This is a genomic window from Arcicella sp., assembly GCF_964672035.1.
The window spans coordinates 46,438-65,262 of record NZ_CBABQS010000016.1 but is presented as its reverse complement, the minus strand read 5'-3'; the positions used below and the strand labels follow the sequence as shown (position 1 = coordinate 65,262).

The 18,825-nt window shown below is 37.1% G+C and carries 9 protein-coding genes and 1 pseudogene; 5 read left to right on the top strand and 5 right to left on the bottom strand.

The annotated features are described in order from the left end of the window. Positions 1 to 3: 3 nt before the first annotated feature. From AC1W31_RS06765 to AC1W31_RS06750, 4 genes and pseudogenes are all read right to left on the bottom strand, one after another. Entirely contained in the window at positions 4 to 1,416 is a 1,413-nt protein-coding gene (locus AC1W31_RS06765; protein ID WP_481733657.1) for a hypothetical protein, read from the bottom strand. A 139-nt stretch (positions 1,417 to 1,555) separates the two neighbouring features. After that, positions 1,556 to 1,711 (bottom strand): annotated as a pseudogene (locus AC1W31_RS06760) (transposase); the annotation flags it as partial. A 570-nt stretch (positions 1,712 to 2,281) separates the two neighbouring features. Then, on the bottom strand, positions 2,282 to 5,338 hold the full coding sequence (locus tag AC1W31_RS06755; RefSeq protein WP_481733656.1) for a PVC-type heme-binding CxxCH protein: 3,057 nt from the start codon (positions 5,336 to 5,338) through the stop codon (positions 2,282 to 2,284). Between the two features lie 149 nt (positions 5,339 to 5,487). Next, positions 5,488 to 7,152: an AMP-binding protein gene (locus tag AC1W31_RS06750; protein WP_481733655.1), complete on the bottom strand. Its 1,665-nt coding sequence runs from the start codon at positions 7,150 to 7,152 to the stop codon at positions 5,488 to 5,490. Positions 7,153 to 7,628: 476 nt separating this feature from the next. Between AC1W31_RS06750 and AC1W31_RS06745 the strand changes: the two genes are divergently transcribed. Both AC1W31_RS06745 and AC1W31_RS06740 read left to right on the top strand, forming a co-directional pair. Then, positions 7,629 to 8,312 carry a class I SAM-dependent methyltransferase gene (locus AC1W31_RS06745; RefSeq protein WP_481733654.1) on the top strand — a complete coding sequence of 228 codons (684 nt, stop codon included), beginning with the start codon at positions 7,629 to 7,631 and terminating at the stop codon, positions 8,310 to 8,312. A 12-nt stretch (positions 8,313 to 8,324) separates the two neighbouring features. Further along, complete coding sequence (locus AC1W31_RS06740) at positions 8,325 to 8,978, top strand: DUF2461 domain-containing protein (RefSeq protein ID WP_481733653.1); 654 nt, start codon at positions 8,325 to 8,327, stop codon at positions 8,976 to 8,978. Positions 8,979 to 9,261: 283 nt separating this feature from the next. Here AC1W31_RS06740 and AC1W31_RS06735 read toward each other — a convergent pair whose 3' ends face one another. Continuing rightward, complete coding sequence (locus tag AC1W31_RS06735) at positions 9,262 to 10,029, bottom strand: biotin--[acetyl-CoA-carboxylase] ligase (RefSeq protein WP_481733652.1); 768 nt, start codon at positions 10,027 to 10,029, stop codon at positions 9,262 to 9,264. 142 nt (positions 10,030 to 10,171) lie between these two features. Between AC1W31_RS06735 and rsfS the strand changes: the two genes are divergently transcribed. The 3 genes from rsfS to AC1W31_RS06720 all read left to right on the top strand — a co-directional run bounded on the left by rsfS (position 10,172) and on the right by AC1W31_RS06720 (position 18,781). Next, positions 10,172 to 10,552 (top strand): ribosome silencing factor, encoded by a 381-nt coding sequence (gene rsfS, locus AC1W31_RS06730; protein WP_481733651.1) that lies wholly within the window; start codon positions 10,172 to 10,174, stop codon positions 10,550 to 10,552. Between the two features lie 327 nt (positions 10,553 to 10,879). After that, positions 10,880 to 12,919 (top strand): ATP-dependent zinc metalloprotease FtsH, encoded by a 2,040-nt coding sequence (ftsH, locus tag AC1W31_RS06725; RefSeq protein WP_481733650.1) that lies wholly within the window; start codon positions 10,880 to 10,882, stop codon positions 12,917 to 12,919. A gap of 786 nt (positions 12,920 to 13,705) precedes the next feature. Beyond that, positions 13,706 to 18,781: an Ig-like domain-containing protein gene (locus AC1W31_RS06720; protein WP_481733649.1), complete on the top strand. Its 5,076-nt coding sequence runs from the start codon at positions 13,706 to 13,708 to the stop codon at positions 18,779 to 18,781. The last annotated feature ends 44 nt before the right edge of the window (positions 18,782 to 18,825 follow it).

Below are 18,825 nucleotides of genomic sequence, written 5' to 3'. Positions count from 1 at the left end.
CAGCTACAAAAAATCCCCTTTCAAAATATCGAACGCTTCTTTGTTTAACTCATGCCTAAAAAAGCGTTTATCTAAATCCGTGGGAGTACGGATAACGCTTTCGTTAATACCGTAAATAACCATTAATTTGGCATTGAGTGATCTGATAAATTCATTTTTTATTTTTCGCTGATTTTCGGATGTTTTATGGGTTATTCTTAACAATTCATGTATTTCCTGATTTTCAAGACCACCGTTTTCATAATGTTCAATTAACGCTTTTAGAACAATACGTTCTTGTGAATTGAATGGACTGACTGCCACATTTTCTGTGCTACGGGTGTCTTTTTTTCTATTTTTCAAGATATAAATTCCGCCAATAATTAGTAGAATACCGCCCATCGAAAGCATTAAAATCATATTCAAATTCATGCCAGTTTCATAAAAATTGCTTACTGATACCGATTCTCGCTTAATCTGATTAATTGATAACCTGATTTTTCTAATTTCTTTATTTTTATTATCAGTGTAGTTATAAAAATACAAGGTGTCATGCCAACAGTAAAATCTGAGCATTTCATGCTCAGGGTCTTCCACTTTATTGTCGAATAGTTTTTTAGTGTCCGTCCATGTATATAATTCATTATTGATTGGGTCAGCAAGACGGATTTTCCCTTGTGGAACATCGTAATATTTAATCAAAAAATACTTTCCTGTCCATAATGTGAAAGGTCTCGTTTTATCAAGCCCAAATTCTTTAAATTTTGAAGCATCAATTTCTCCTTCTTTTTGCCAAGTTTTATCCTTAAAAGAAAAAACATAAACGCCATAATCAATTTGTGGCTTTCCTTGATTTTCAGAATCACTATGAAAAGTATTGAAGGCAGAGAAGAAAACGTCTTTTTGAGGAATATAGCCATTCAATCCATCATTGATTGCTTTTGGAGCATCATTTTGCGGTGAATAACTCTCCCATTCATTCGTGGAATTTTTAAAAAAGGTTTGAATATTGGTTGTTTGCCAAAAGCCATATCCTCCAAAACTGAAGAGGGTATCTTTTCGCATAAATTTAGTTGCCAAGCAATTATACCCACGATAATACGTCTTATCAATTCGTTCCAACACTCTGGTCTTAAAACTAAAACGATAGGCTTGATTCGTACAATCTATCAAAAACGTCCTTGACTGCTTATCTGAATTACTCTCAAAACTATTCACCCGAACCACAGGTGGAAAATCATTTTCATTAATATTTATTGCAGTGACCTTTCCCAGATTAACCCAAACATTGGGCGAAGTTTCCATAAATAGCGACTGATTGGATAAATCAATTTTATAAAGTCTTCCATCGGGATAATCTGCCCAAATAAGATTGACCGCCCATGAGTAGTTGGGCAATAGCAGAGAAAAAAGCAGAAGACGGAGGAAAATTTTCAAAGTTAAAATTGGTGGTTTTAGATAAAATATAACCCAAAATTATGTGAAAATACGTGAATAACTGAAATCACACGATTTTTTTAGTAAATGAATGAAAAAACGTGATGCTTTGTGAAGTTTTTGGGTAGTTATAATGGGTCTATGTTGAATACCGTGGGTCGTCAAATTTGAGTTTACCCGTAATAAAATAAATCATATTGATTAGATTCTTAATCTTTATGAATCCTCTTGCCCTTTTCTTAGCAAGTTGAATTTTGGTGTTAATACTTTCTAAAATTCCATTTGTTATCCGAGTGTTTTATCCGTGGCGAGTGTCCCCACTCGACAACTGGTAGCAGCACAGCGGACTACTGTTTTTTTATTACTATATTATTGATAATCAAGTATTTAACCTTATGGTTTTTGCTGTCGACAATTGTCGAGTGGAGATACTCGCCTCGGATACAAAATCATCAGAGAAGAAAAAATTGAAATGATTACCAGAGAGGATTTTAAAAAAAAAGAAAAATCATGGAAACAATTAATAAATATTTCAAATTTTCGAATATATGTCTGTACGGTTTCTTCCTTTTCTCGGCAATTATTGCATGGATATTTGAACACAACATACCTTTATTAAATACGCTTATCGTGATAAACTTTATTCTCTTTTTCAATTGGGTCATTTCATGTATAGTAGTGATATATGGGTGGTTTAAATATTAATTCTAAATTGTAAACATTTGCTACTGAACAAATTTGCAAAAGGTGTTTCCTTCCTTTGTCGATAGAACCACCCCGTCCCTTAGCACGGAAAAACAAAAAACGGATTTCAACCTCAAAAAAGAGCCTTGAAATCCGTTTTCATTTACCCAAAAATACAAAATTACCTCCGCTTCAACCCAGCCAAATATTCCACCAAATTCACCGCTTCTTCTTTACTCATACCATCCATCAAACCCGTTGGCATCATTGAATTTGGCATCATTTTCATGGATTTTACTGCACTGGTTTTAAGATTTTGAACAATTCCTCCTGGCATTTTAAGCACTAAATCGGTTTCGGTTTTTGAAGAAATAATGCCGTTTAATACTGAGCCGTCTTTCATTTTCAATTCCCAACCTTCATAGCCAAAACCAATGCCCGCATCGGGATACATGATGGCTAAATACTGCCCATCTTTCCCTAATTTCGAGCCGATTTCAGACAGTTTTGGACCAAAATCCATGCCTTCTCCGTTCACTTGGTGGCAAACTGAACAGTTGGCGGCAAATATTTCAACGCCTTTTTTGGCATCGCCATTCATGGCAACTAACTCGGATATAGGTGGTAATTTACTTTTGGTGCTGTTCGTAACGTTTCCTAAATATTTAGTCGCTTCCGTTCTCACATTTCGCCTCCAAGCTCGGCTAACCCCGTCCACCGCCACAGGAATGAAGTTTTTCTGAATTTTGCCTTCTTTTAAATAAGTCAAAACAAAATCCTCACCGCTCATACTTCCACCCAAAAACCGTGTGGCTTCTCTACGCATTGGCATTGATTTAGTTTTATCAAACATCACCGATTGCAACAAATCCAAGGACGTTTTACTACCATTTCCACGAATGCCTTCCATTAATTTAATCGCCAACGCCTCTTGTTTTGGATTATTTATCACTTGTTTCACCAAAGCCAAACCTTCATTCGATTTGATGAGAATTTCGGATGATTCTCTGATATTTTGTCCCGCTGAAACCATGGATAAAAGCCTTGGGTTTTCTTCGGGCATCAAATATTTATCCTGCAATTCCAGATACGGTTTTCCTTGTAAATTAAGCATTAAGTTTTTGAGAGCCGCTTTTGCCACGGGCGAAGTTTTCACAAAATCAACATCTAATGAACTCAAAGCCAATTGATTAATTTGATTTTGTTCGGCAGAATTGCCTTTCAGCATTGCCAAAAGTATTTCAGATTTTGATTTGCCCTTGTTAAAATCAAAGGCTCTGAAATACCTTAAACGGTCTTTCAAATCCGTTTTTGAATCAGTCGCTAATCTTGCCAAAAACTCTACGGATTCGTTGGTTCTGGCTCGCCACACAATGTCTCTACTTGACAAGGTTTGCGTTGGGTCAGCTACTTTTTTGAGATAAGCGGCAAAACAAGCATCCCAATTTTCGGAAGCACCAATGCCCAAAGCCTCCAAATACCAACGGTCTTTCCCATCGTGTTGCGTGGCTAAAGTTGCCCAAAGTTCAGCCGCTTCGGCTGATTTATTTCCGTGTAAAGCAATGGCACATTCACGGCGAATTTGTGGGTCTGGACTATTCACAAGCGGTTTTAGATAAGAAATCACGTCCAATTTCAACTGACGAGCCGCTCTAATTCCTGCCATTTTAATGTCTGGATTTGCATCTCCTAAAGCTAATTCTGTATATTTTTTACCGTCAATTAATTTACTCAAAGCCCAAAAAGCTCGTGCTTTCATCCGTGGATTTTCTGAATTGTATAATTTAACTAACTCATTTTCAGCCGTTTTGCTAAATTTCTGTAAAGCTTCCCAAGCCAAATATCGAGTTGCCAAATTGGGACTTTGCAAAGAAGCAACCGCCCCCTCAGGCGTTGATAAATCCATGGTGGGTACTTTGTAAGGCGTATTTTCGGGCGCAATTCTATAAATACGTCCACGCACTTGGTCGCCTGCTTGGTGTCCGCCCACGCCTGGGTCGTACCAATCCGCCACAATTAACGAACCATCGGGCGCAACGCACACATCGGCAGGACGAAACCATTGGTCATTTTCTTGTTTCATGATGTTCACAATCTCGGCCGAATAGCCCGCACCAGCTTTCTGAACGGGGTAGGAGCGAACCACATTATGCCCAGGTTCGCAGTGAATCATTTGACCTTGGAAAGTTTTTGGCAAAAGCGACCCTTCGTACACAATCATGCCCGTAGGTGAACCAGAACCCGTTTGTAGCAAGTTTGGCATCGTGCCGGGGTCATTCAAATGCCAATGACGTAAAGGAATTTCTGATTCAATATTGGTACGATTTACGTTCCAAGAAGCGTGCGAAATTTCGTCTTTATAGCCAAAACTTCCGTATTCCATCACGTAATTAATTCTCACGCCTTTATTCCCATCATCATCATTATCCGACTGCCACATTGTACCGTAAGAATCAACGGCTACTTCATAATTATTTCTAAAATCATTGCCCAGACATTCCACTTCCGAACCGTCCAAATTACAGCGGAAAACCATGCCTTCTTGATAATTTTTAGGCGAAATTTCTTTGCCAAATTGGTCTTTTACAATATTTCCTTGGGCATCTTTCAGTTGTCTTCCCTCATTTCCGAAGTTGAAATACAGTTTCCCATCGGGACCAAACACAAAAGCGTGCATTCCGTGGTCGTGTTGTTCACCTTCCATGCCTTGAAATAGAATTTCTTTTTTATCTGCTTTATCGTCGCCATCTGTATCGGTTAATTTCCACACGTAAGGACTTTGCGAAACGATGACAACGTTCCCCAAAACGGCAATTCCCAAAGGTGCATTCAGCGATTTATCTTGATAGAAAATTTTGCTTTCATCCGCTTTTCCGTCGCCGTCTTTATCTTCCAAAATCACAATTCTGTCTCCTTCTTTTTTAGTTGGATTTCCGTTAATGGCAGGGCGATAATTATAGGCTTCCAATACCCAAACCCGCCCACGAGCATCCACTTCAATATCAGTCGGATTCATCAGCATGGGTTCAGTGGCGAAAGTTTTTACTACTAAACCCTCTGCCATTTTAATGCCTACCAACGAATTTTCGGGTAAACGTTTTTGGGCTTCCGTCATCAACGAATCAACGTAATGATTGATAAAACGGCTGGTGGAAGTATTTTGATAAGCCATTGAAAATAAGGCGATTCCGAGGAGCGTTGCAGGAATTCCAAAGCGTAATTTTTTCGATAATTGCATGGGAAAAAGGAGATTAATGATTTTTGAATTATAAAGCGGGAAACGTCAAATTTATAATTGAATATGCCTAAAATTAGATTACAAAATACCAAAAAATCCCTGATAGAATTGTACTTTTCTATCAGGGATTGTTCGCTAAATATGCTACTCTATTCGAAAATTACTGCTTCATCTAATTCCCCCCACTGTTCCATTTGTGCTTTATAGTGCGCTTCCACGATATTTCGCTTGATTTTCATGGTTGGCGTGAGCATATTATTTTCAACTGTCCAACCACCTTTTACGACGATTGCATTTTTGATGGCTTCATAGTTTTTAAAACTTGGATTTACCCTTTTCAACGTCGTTTCCAAACTTTCAATCAATAATTGTCTTTCCATATTTTTACCAATATCCGAAAGGACAATCAACGCTACGGGTTGGGGCAAACCTGCTCCTGCTACACAAACTTGCTCAATAATGGGATTGACCGACAGCATATTTTCAATGGGCGAAGGCACAATATATTCCCCTTTTCCAGATTTGAACATATCTTTTACCCGACCCGTAATTTTCAAATATCCTTCCGAATCAATTTCGCCCATATCACCCGTACAAAGCCAACCCTCCTGTAAAAGTGCTTCGGTCAAAATGGGTTCTTTGTAATATCCAATCGTATTCCAAGGAGATTTCATCTGAATTTCACCCGTTTCTGGATGGATTCGAGTTTCCACTTTTGGGTAGGGTTTTCCCACTGTCCCACTTTTCACGGCGTCAGCGGGCATCATCGAATGTGCACCCACATTTTCCGACATTCCATAGGCTTCTCTTATCGTAATGCCTAATTTTTTATACCAATCCAATAAACTGGGTGGCATTGGAGCCGCACCCGTCAGAATCACTTTTGCCTCGGATAGTCCTAATCCTTTCTGGATTTTACTTTTTACTGCGGCTTTCACGAAAGGAATTTTTAATAATAAATCTAATTTATTTTGGGGCATTTTTGCCAAAATCCCTTGTTGAAATTTCGTCCAAATTCTTGGCACTGCCAAAAAATGCGTTGGCATGGCTTCTTGTAGATTTCTCTGAAAACTTTCGAGCGTGTCGGCGAAGAAAACCGTTCCGCCAGTAGCCAAACTTGCCGATTCGACAATATTTCTTTCGGCAATGTGACAAAGTGGTAAATAGGAGAAGAAACGAGCATTTTCAGTATCCAAAGAAACTTCTTTTTGCGTATGATGAAGCGCAGAAATCGCTGATTCATTCGTGAGCATCACGCCTTTGGGAATGCCCGTTGTGCCTGAAGTATAAATAATGGTAAAAAGGTCTTTGTCTTTAGGATTTATATTCTCTTGCAAAGGTTCGTGACCGCTAATAATATTGTCCCATTCATCCATTTCAGCGGCGGGACAACCTTCATAAAAACTTGGATAGGCAATACATTTCACACTTTGAGGAATGCCGTCTTTCATTGTTTTCCAAGAATCTAACTTTCCCACAAATAGTACTTTACATGCTGAATGAACCAATACCTGATTAATTTGGTCGGCAACTAAAGTGGCATAAAAAGGCACAGAGATATGTCCTGCCATCGCAATTGCTAAGTCAGAAATTATCCAATGAGCACAATTTTTAGAGACAATGCCGATATGACTTTTTTCGGGCAAATTCAACGCTATCAAAGCTGATGCCATTCTACGGGCTTGATTGCCCGTTTCTTTAAAAGAATATTGCTTATTTTCGTTGCCAATGGGCTGACTGAGATAAAGATTATCGGGCGTGGTATTTTCCCAATGAAAGAAATTTTCGACGGGTGTTTTAAATGCTGCAATCATGGTTATGTATTGATTATCAGATTATAAAATGACGATTGAAATTGTATCTTTGTCTCAACAAAAATAAATTACCATAAGTTATTAAATTTTCCGTATTATCGTTACATTTGTTATGAAAAAAGTGCAATAAAAATGCAATATTTTCGTCCTAACCAATAAAAAATACAAAATCATGAAGTTACAAACTGTTCTTCGTGTCCTGTTGATTAGTACTTTGGTGCTGACAATTGGATATTTTTTCTTTCAGAGTTTTGATTCGTTTGCGGCGCTCGCTTTTAAGAAACCTTAGATTTTGCATAACTCATTCAAACGCTGGTAATTTTTTACTGGCGTTTTTTCTTTTTAAGGAAAGTTTGCATCTTTGTTGGGCAACTCACTATAGCCATTTTCAGTTATTGGCGATTTCAAAAACTTCAAGTTATTGGCCTAATGCTTTACCTCACAAAATAAGATGAACCAAACAAACTACGGCTTCGATGCCCCAAATATCATGCGAAATATGCTCATTTTGGAGCAATAGCTACTTTATCAGGATTTTTAATTTTAACGTTAATTTTATCTTGAAGTACAGCAGTTATTTGTTAATTTTTGCGGGACTAATACTACTCATTCTTGGCACTTCGATGTACATTTATGGCATCAAAGGAAAGTTTATGATGCGAGATTTTATCCTTTCTAAAATTATTTGGAAAGGCGATGAAACCGTTTTAGACATCGGCACTGGGCTTGGATTGTACATGATTGGGGCTGCGAAATACTTGAAAACGGGTAAATCTTACGGCATTGATATTTGGCGAGCCGAAGACCTTTCTGATAATTCAATCGAAAATGCCTACCAAAATGCAGTTTTAGAGGGTGTGAGCGATAAAGTAGAAATCAAAAATGAAGATGCTCGAAACCTGAGTTTTGCCAATGACTCAATAGACGTTGTGCTTTCTATGTTTTGTATTCATAATATTGATGAAAAAGATGGACAAGAAAAAGCCTGTTTAGAAATTGCGAGGGTGCTGAAACCCAGCGGACGAGCGTTTATTGGCGAGTGGATTCCTACGCATGAATACGCAAACTATTTTACGAAAGTGGGCCTGAAAGTAATAAACTCAAAACAATATTTTTCAACAGCTTATTCTTTAATGTGGATGGTGGAAGTAACAAAGTAAAATCCTAAAATCATGATACAACAATCGACCTTAAACTTTTTTAAGGAAATAAAAGAAAACAATAACAAGCCTTGGTTTGAACAAAATAAACCTCGATACGAAGTGGCAAAAGCAAATTATCTTAGTTTTATGGAAGAATTGTTGGTAGAAATCAGGAAAATTGAACCGATTCATGAAAAAGATTTGAAGAAATATGCTTCCCGAATTTACCGTGATATTCGTTTCTCGAAAGATAAAAGCCCCTATAAAAATAATATCAGCTCATTGATAGAAAGAGCTCCTGATTATAAAAAATGCCCTTTTTACTTGCACATTCAACCTGGCGAGAGTTTTATGGGGGGTGGAATCTGGCAACCAGAACCCGATTTATTAAGCAAAGTTAGGCAAGAAATTGACTACAATGGTTCCGAATTCAATAGTATACTCAACAAAAAACCATTTGTAGATTTATTTGGCAAACTCTCTGGCGATGCATTAGTACGCCCACCCAAAGGCTACGATGCTGATAATCCGAATATTGAATTATTGAAATTGAAACAGTACATCGTTAGTAAAAATTTTAGTGATGAAGTGGTTACCTCAAAACATTTTATCACAGAATTATGTACTTGTTACGAAGTAGCTTTGCCATTTTTTTATTTTTTCGATGTGGTGAAGGGAGAGTAATAATAAACTCCAATGATAAATTGTCATACGTTGAAATTGGCAGAAAATGATGACATTTTAACATCCCAGAACCTCTATTCCAATGCACAAACAACGTTTTCACGATTTGCTGTCTTGTGTTTTGGAACAATAGATTCATTATCGGAGTACGAAAAAGAATTTTTAGAAAATACTGACTAATGAATATTTGGAAATTCTTACGCCGAAAATTTTCCAGAACTTGAAAAAGGTGACTTTACCTTTACATTATCATTATCTAAAAATATAATTGATTTTAACGAAATTATATTACAAATTCCACCTCTTTAAAATCAAAATAAATTACATTTCCATCCGTTTCAATGCCTAACTTTCCAGTCTCATCAATCCCTACAATTTGCCCTGAAAATTGCTGTCCATTGCTTCGGTAATAATGATATTCTTGAAACCTAAATAAATTAGATAAATATTTGATTTTCAAGAATTTGTATTCATTATTCTTGATTTTTAGGTAATTTTTTTCAACGTTTTCTAACAGCTTTTTCAACATCTCAGATAGGTCATATTTTAATGGATTTTGGGTAATATTTCGTAGAGAAGTTGCTCGTAAATTAGTAAATTTTACTTGATTAATATTCAGTCCGATTCCGATAATTGAATGCCCAATTTGATAGCCTTGCAAAGAATTTTCAATCAAAATACCGCCCATTTTTTTATCTCCGTAATAAATATCATTCGACCATTTTACAGAGAGATTTTCATCAATAAATTCACCTAAAAAATCAAAAACACCCATCGAAACTGCCACGTTTAGTTGGAATTGGTCACTGGCTTTCAAGAAATTTGGTTTAAGTATGAGCGAAAATGTTAAATTTTCTCCCGTACTTGCTTCCCAAGTGTTGCCTCTTTGCCCTCGACCAGCCGTTTGATTATCGGTAATTATGACCGTTCCTTCAAAAACCATGTTCTCTGACTGAATCATTTGAACCGCAATATCGTTAGTTGAATGACAGCTTGGCAGATATTTTATCAATTTGCCAGTAAATAGTGTATTGGGTTGAATATTGTACAAGGTTATTGTGTAATTTTATAGTCCGAAATTTTATCTTTATATTACTGCAATATTAGAAATATCATTGCTAATATTAGGTGAGAATACAAAAATTAAATTTTTAGAGCATCATTTTAAAAATTCTTGATTCATAATTAATTAAATGACAGAAGTAAAAACAAAAAGAGATATTAGTTCAGAAGAACTTAGCCAATTGGTGGTGAAGGGTATGCAGGAAAGAAAGGCAACCAATATTGTGGTGATGGACATGAGAAATGTTAAAAATGCTTTCACGGATTATTTTGTGGTGGCATCTGGTACGTCCGACACGCAAGTTGAGGCAATTGCAGAATCTGTTGATAAGGAAGTTTGGGAAGCAACTCGCAACCATCCACGTAGCACCGAAGGAAAAGCAAATCGTGAATGGATTCTGGTCGATTACTACGATGTAATTGTTCACGTTTTCAAAAAAGACCGTCGTGAATTTTATAAATTAGAAGAATTGTGGGGAGATGCGGAATTTACTTACATTGAAGAAGAGTAACTCTGATTGGGAGTAAAATTTTGAGCAAATAAGTCCTTTAAATGAGGTTATTTTAGTGTTATTTAACATTTTCAATATGAAAAAAAATATTCATCGTTTATCATTCATAACTCATCATTTAAAATTTCCACTTAAAATTCAATCTTACCATTCCTCATGAAAAAACAAGGTAGGAAACAAAATTATTAATCAGTACGTTTTAATTAGAAACAGATTTGAGGCAATCTAAAACAGTTTGAAAATGCGTTAATTTGAAAATATTTTTTTTAGATTAATTTATTTTCAAATTATACAAAACCTAACACCTCAAAAATTACTTATATAAAAATGGCAGAAAATAATAGTGAAGATAACAAACCACAGGGCTTTCCGAAACGTCGTTCGACTACCCCTGGTAATGGTTTTCAAGGTTGGTTAGTAATAGGATTGGTGATTGCTTTGATTAGCATTTACTTTTTGAGCAAGACTCATGTCCTCCCAAAGGTCGATCAAGCAAAGTATGAACAAATGATTTTGGATAAAGAAGTTTCTAAACTGGCCATTCTGAAAGGAAAAGAGGTTGTAGAGATTACCCTTAAAAAAGATTTTTTGGATAAGTACCGTCAAGAGTTAAGCGAGCAACCAAATGCGGTTGTGAATCAGAATGCAGGCCCACATTTCGAGAAAGAAATTATCTCGTCGGATGATTTTGTGAGAGAGTTGAATGAATTACAGAAAGATATTCCACGTCCAGAACGTGTGACCCCTACCGCAGAAGAGCGTTACGGCATTTTAGAATTCTTGATGGGACCAGGATTTTTTATCTTGTTTTTCGTAGCCATTTATTTTATGTTTTTCCGCATGGGTGGAGCAGGTGGCCCGGGTGGACAAATTTTTAATATTGGTCGTTCAAAGGCAACTTTGTTTGATGGTGATGCAAAGGTGAAAACCACTTTCAAGGACGTTGCAGGACTTGACGAAGCCAAAGAAGAAATCGAGGAAATCGTTGAATTTTTGAAACAACCAAAGAAATTTACGGATTTAGGAGGTAAAATTCCGAAAGGAGCTTTATTAGTAGGCCCTCCAGGAACGGGTAAAACCCTTTTGGCAAGAGCTGTTGCGGGCGAAGCGGGTGTTCCGTTCTTCTCATTATCAGGTTCTGATTTTGTGGAAATGTTCGTAGGTGTTGGTGCGGCTCGTGTGCGTGATTTGTTTAAACAAGCCAAAGAAAAAGCACCGTGTATTATTTTTATTGACGAAATTGATGCCGTAGGTCGTTCTCGTGGACGTGGTGCAATGCCAGGTTCAAACGATGAGCGTGAGAATACTCTGAACTCATTGTTAGTTGAAATGGATGGTTTCGGAACAGATTCTGGAATTATTATCATGGCAGCAACCAACCGTCCAGATGTTTTAGATCCAGCTTTATTGCGTCCAGGACGTTTCGATAGAACTATTTCGGTTGATAAACCAGATATTATTGGTCGTGAAGCGATTTTCAAAGTACACCTAAAACCTTTGAAATTAGCCGCTGATATTGACCCAAAAGAATTGGCGGCTCAAACCCCAGGTTTTGCGGGTGCTGAAATTGCTAACGTTTGTAATGAAGCGGCTTTGATTGCGGCACGTCGTAATAAGACCGCCGTTGATATGCACGATTTTCAAGAGGCAATGGATAGAGTAATTGGTGGTTTGGAGAAGAAAAATAAATTGATTTCACCAGAAGAAAAGAAAATTGTTGCCTACCACGAAGCGGGTCACGCAGTGGCTGGTTGGTTCTTGGAACATGCAAATCCATTGGTGAAAGTAACGATTGTACCACGTGGTATTGCCGCTCTGGGTTACGCTCAGTATCTGCCAAAAGAACAATTTTTGTATCGTACCGAACAATTAATTGACGAAATGTGTGTAACCTTGGGTGGAAGAGTTTCGGAAGATATTATTTTCGGAAAAATTTCAACGGGCGCTCAAAATGACTTAGAACGAATTACCAAATTGGCTTACAGTATGGTAACGGTTTACGGGATGAATGACAAATTGGGGAACGTTTCGTTTTATGATTCGAAAGGGGGTGATGGATATAATTTTAATAAACCATATTCAGAACAAACTGCTCGTGAAATTGATGAAGAAGCTCGTAAAATTATTGCTTCAGCGTATGAGCGTACAAGGGCTTTATTGAGTGATAAACAAGATAAATTGGAAATTTTGGCTCAGGAATTATTGGTAAAAGAGGTTCTTTTTCAAAGTGATTTAGAGCGTTTGATTGGTCCAAGACCTTTTGAACAATTGACAACTTATCAAGAATTTACCCGTAACGAAGATAGAAAAGCGGCAGATTTAGAGAAAGCTAATAAAGAAGCCGAGGAGGCTTTACCTGCGAGTTAATTTTGAAATGACTTCAAAAAGCTTTATTCATTAAATTGAATAAGGCTTTTTGATTTCTGTATGTAACCAGCATTAATTGACTATATGTCTAAACCTCAGTACCTCCTACTTATTATAAATAATTTGGTAGAAGGTATTTACTGTCTGAAATATCTTTTTTGTCAAATAATAAATGGTCTCGTTTAACTTTAAGGAATGGGAATTCAATAAAGTAATTAACATACTTAATAGAGAGAATAGTTGATTTTGCTAATATATTCTCTGCTTATATAGTACATTGCTTGAATAAAAATTTAACCCTACTCTCGTGTTTCTCCTCCTTATTCTCCCGCTTTTTCTATCTTTTTCCATTTCATTTTTTTATATAAACAACAAATAAAAATATTTGAAATTATTTGTTATACTACATTAAGATTGGTATCGTTTACATAGATGCTTAGCATATCAATATATTACTGAACCATTTCTTATACTATTAAGTATTTTTTAGAGCTTTAATGCTTTAAAAAATAAAAATATAGCAATCAATAATATTATATAAGATATACAATAATGCTGATAAATCAACTTTCCTTGCTTCTTGAAAAGATAAAATTACTCATTAGAGTATCCCTTACGCTGTTAATTTATACTTCCTGTTTTTTTACAATCACCGTATTTGCAAAAAAGAGAAATGATGATTTTAATTTGACAGGAACGGTGTATCCACTTCCATTCATAACAAAAATTAATGAAAGATCCTTTTGGTCAGATAACGTTTTCAATTTAAAGCCTCACTCATTAAACTTGGATAAGGCGTTTAACGATGAACGCTTTGAGATGAAGGGGTTATTGCCCAGTTGTGACAATAGCTCATCGCCGTTTGGAATCGCTTCTGTTAGTTATAATAATGGGGAGGTTACCTTCGTTTTTAATGCATCCAATTTAAGTAATGGTAACTGGAGAATTGTGAAATCATCAACTGTAACCAATCAGGGTACTTTCAATCCATCATCAAACACTATTAACTTAAATGTTGGTACTTTATCTGCGGGAACTTACCAACTAATAATCGATGGTGTTAGTTGCTCGGGTAGTGCTTCTAAAGATTTCACAGTGAACAGCACACCCGCACCTCCTCCTTCGGGCGTTAGTTGTGACAATGGTATTACCCCTTTTTACATAATTTCAACGACATTTAACAAAGGCTCATTAACGTTTGAAGTTAATTCTAATAATTTCTCATCTGGTAAATGGACTGTTCTTCAAGGTTCGACAGTTGTTAATAGCTCCAATTTTTCGGTGATCAGCAATATCATGACCCTCAGTACAGGAAATATTGCCGAAGGTACTTACTCTTTTAAGTTGGACGGAATATCTTGTAATGGTAGTACAAATAAAAGTTTTAAGGTTTCAGCTCCGTATCTGCCAGAGTCTTTGGTGAGTGTAGTTCCGTGTAGTTCAGATAATGTTCTGTTCATTCTGGGGGGTGAAAGTAATGCTGGAGGAAGAGCCCTAAATACTGATCTGAGCCCGTTAGAATTAGGGACGAGAGATTCTTTGAAAATTTTCAACAATGATTCTTTTCAATTCGAGAGCTTAAAAGTAGGTATGAATAATTTATTAGACCATTTTACGCTGATAAATGGAACAACCCATGGTTTGGAAGTAGCCCTTGCGAACAGAATAAAACAACCATTTTATAGTAAAGTTGCTTATTTAATTAAGGCGGGGCAAGGCAAAAGTTTAATTACGGATTGGGATAGTTCGGGGGTATATTATAAAACATTAGTTACTCGTACACAAGTTGCCAGACAACTTTTAGCCAATACTGCTGTAAGTTATAAGACCGTCATTTTATATTCGCAAGGCATTAATGACTTGTTAGCAGGCGTTTCGAGTAGTTCGTGGAAAGCCAATACTAAAAAACATTTTCAAAACCTCAGAAATGAGCTTGGTGCCAATACGATGATTGTCATCACCAAATTTATGTCTCAATATAGCGGGTATAATGGAGTCATTGATGAAATATGCAATGAGTTACCCAACACTTTTTCGGTTGAAACGGGAGATGCCAGTTTGGTAGATGATAAACATTGGAATGCAAGCGGATTCAAGTTGATTGGAGACCGAATGTTGAACATTGTGGAGCGTTTTAATTTTAAAAGTTCAAATCGTGGTGCAAATGTTACTTCCACTGCCACCGTTAGTATTTCACCCACCAATATTTGTGAAGGAACCACCCAACTATTAACAGCATTGCCGACCAACGGAGGAAGTACACCCCTTTATGAATGGTATAAAAATAACGTAGCTCTACCATTCTTCATCAATAAATCCACGGCGGACGGGCTGGGAAATAACTTGGTCAATAGTGTTACCGTGACCAGTGATAACACTATTTATGCTGGTACAACGAAGGGATTAGGCATTTCAAAAGATGGAGGTAATACTTTTACCAACAAAATTACGAATGGTAATTCGAGTAGTAATAGTATCAAGGGAGTGGCAGTGTCAAGTTTAGGGGTGATATACGTGGCAACAGCATTTGACGGAATCAATATCTCAGCCGATGGGGGTAATACATTTACTTCTAAAAATACATCAAATGGATTAGCCAGTAATAATACTCTGGGAATTGCGGTTGATGCCCTTGGCAATATATACGTGGCAACGGCAGGTGGATTGAGTATTTCGAATGATGGAGGAAATAGCTTTAATAACAAGAATACTAATAATGGCTTGGCTACCAATATAATACGATGTATTTTTATTGGAAATGACGGCAAAATCTACGCAGGAACAAGTTCTGGTGGTATTAGTATTTCAAATAACGGGGGGAATAATTTCACTACTTACAATACAAGTAATGGATTAGGTGATGGAAACGTTTTTAGTATTTATGTCAATAATACAGGAAAGATTTTTGTGGCTACTGCTTATGGATTGAGTATTTCATACGATGGAGGAGTTCATTTTGATAATTTTACAGCAGCAGCTAATGGTTTGGGGGACGATTACGTTTATAATGTCTTGGTGAGTGCCGATAACAGAATTTTTGCGGGTACATACGGTGGTGGAGTAAGTATGTCAATTGACGGAGGAAGTACATTCACAAACTACACCACTAACAATGGTTTGGGTGATAATCGGGTAAGGACGATGGGAATGGACGGCAACGGTAAATTATTGGTTGGAACAAATGCAGGTCTAAGTATTGGGAATAAAAATAGTTATAATATTGTTAATGCCAAAGGTAACGATAGCTACTCAGTTGGCATGACGAATGTATGTCCTGTAACTGGCGTTACTAATGCTTCCGTTTCGATAACTTCAAATCCAATCATTCAAGTAGTTGCCAATAAAGAGATTTGTAAAAACACCAGTACAGTACTTACCGCCATTTGTAACACGGGTGTGGCAACTTGGTATAATAGCACAGCAAGTACCAATGCTTTGGGAATCAATGCTTTCACAACGGGAAATATCAACGTTAACACAGATTATTACGTTGCCTGTGAAGTTGGTACATCCCCAAAGTGTGTTAGTAGTAGAGTTAAATTGACCGTAAGTGTTAGTATTCAACCGACTAATCCTACGGTGAGTAACCAAAGTATTTGTACTGGCAATAACACTACACTGATTGGAAGTTGTGCCACTGGAATAATCACTTGGTACGGCAATGCAATGGACACTACCCGCCTCGGAATTAACAACTATGGAACGCCTATTCTCACTGCAAGTACCAATTATTACGCAAGTTGTAATATTACCAACTCGGAGTGTAATAGTAACCGAGTATTGGTTTCTGTAACGGTAATTGTTCCTCCGATTGCAACGAGTGAGAATAAAACGATATGTTCGGGTTCATCAATTGTTCTAACAGCAAACTGCACAACGGGTACAGTACAATGGTTCAGTAGCAACACAAGCACAACGGTTTTGGCCAACGGAGATTACAATGCTCCGATATTGACGGCAAATACCGACTTTTATGTTGCTTGTAAAGTAACAGATAATAGTGGGTTAATTTGTAATAGTAGAACAAAAGTGACCATTATCGTTAATGACATTCCTTCTACTCCCACGGCAAATGGCTTATCCATTTGTTATAATACAACTGCATCTTTAACGGCAACTTGTGTGACTGGAACGGTAAAGTGGTACGGCGATGCTACCAGTGAGATAATCTTGGCTTCGGGTAATTTCACAACAGCAAGTTTGATCACAACAACCAATTATTATGTCAGTTGTGAATCTGGCGGCACTACTAACTGTCGTAGCACACGGTTTAGAGTGATCGTGGCGGTGAATCCTCTCATTCCTACTCCAACGGTTGCGAACCAAAGTGTCTATTTAGGAAACTCTATTTCATTGCAAGCAGTGGGTTGTAGTGGCTCGGGTTTTTCCTTAAAATGGTACGAATCAAGTCAAAATAATCTGATTACCATCCCGTTTTCACCATCCATTACAAAAAATTACTATGCAAAATGTGAACAAGTTGTTAATTTGCTCACTTGCAGTTCACTAAAAAGTACTGATATTTCCTTGTCTGTAATTAAAAGGATATTCGTTGATAGTTCCAAAGTTGCTTCCACAACACAAGACGGCAACGCATGGGCAACTGCCTACGGAAATCTAACTACTGGCTTAACTTCTGCCACGAGTGGAATTGAAGTTTGGGTTGCCAAAGGGACTTATAAGCCTACCAGTGGAACCAGCAGAACCACGTCCTTCATAATTCCTTCTGGTGTTAAAGTTTTAGGCGGTTTTACTGGGAGTGAAAGTGTATTAACGCAAAGAATTGCCTCGGCGAATTCATCCGTTTTGAGTGGTGAAATTGGTAATTTATCCACAACAACTGACAATACTTATCATGTAGTTACTTTTGATGCCTCAGATATAAATACATTCTTAGATGGATTTATAATCGTGGGTGGAAATGCTAACTTTACCAATATTAGTGAAATTGATGTTCCTTACAGCCCGACTTCAACTGCTACTGATAATACCGGTGGAGGAGTCGTCATTAAAAATGGAGCGAATCCCACCTTGGTAAATTGTACTATAAAATTGAATGCTGCCAAAGTAGGAGGTGGCGTATTCTGTGCAAATGGAAGTATTGCTGCTATAAAAAGCTGTAAAATAATTGCTAATACTGCCAGTATTGGTGGGGCAATATATACACAACAGGCAAGTAATATAGTGGTAAGGAGTTCTCAAATTTCAGGAAATAAAGGGAATGGGGAGGCTTTTTATAATAATTCAACCATTCCATCGGTAATTAACTGCACCATCGTGGGTTCGGGTGGAAGTACGCTTGCCGTATATAATGGCGTAAATAGTCCCTCAGTATTTCAAAATTGTATCATCTGGGGGTATTCAACACCCTTCAATGACGGTCAGGCCATAGTGAATTACAGTAACATATCGGGTTCTTATTCAGGGATTGGGAATGCCAATATTGACCCTATTTTTATAAGTTCATTGCCAGTAAGTTCCAATATTTCAACTGGGGGTGATTTTCATTTAACGCCCGTTTCAACCATGATTGATGCTGGCAATAGTCTATCGGTCACATTCAATGAAAAAGACATAGAACTTTATAACCGCATTTTTGGTAATGGACGAGTTGATATGGGAGCTTTCGAATTTCAAGGTGCCAGAACGGGCGGGATAATTACGAGCATAAAAACTGGAAATTGGGAGGATAACACAACTTGGGATGTTGGACGTAAACCTTACGCAGGTGATGTCGTAATTATTTCAAATAATCACACTGTTTCAATTAATAGTATTGCCACCGCAAAGTCTATTCAACACGGTTTGAATTCAATGCTAAAATATACATCGAGTTTAACAGGATTGCAGACAGGAATATAGGGGTATTTGTGATTTGAATCCAGCATAAGTAACCTTGCGCAAGG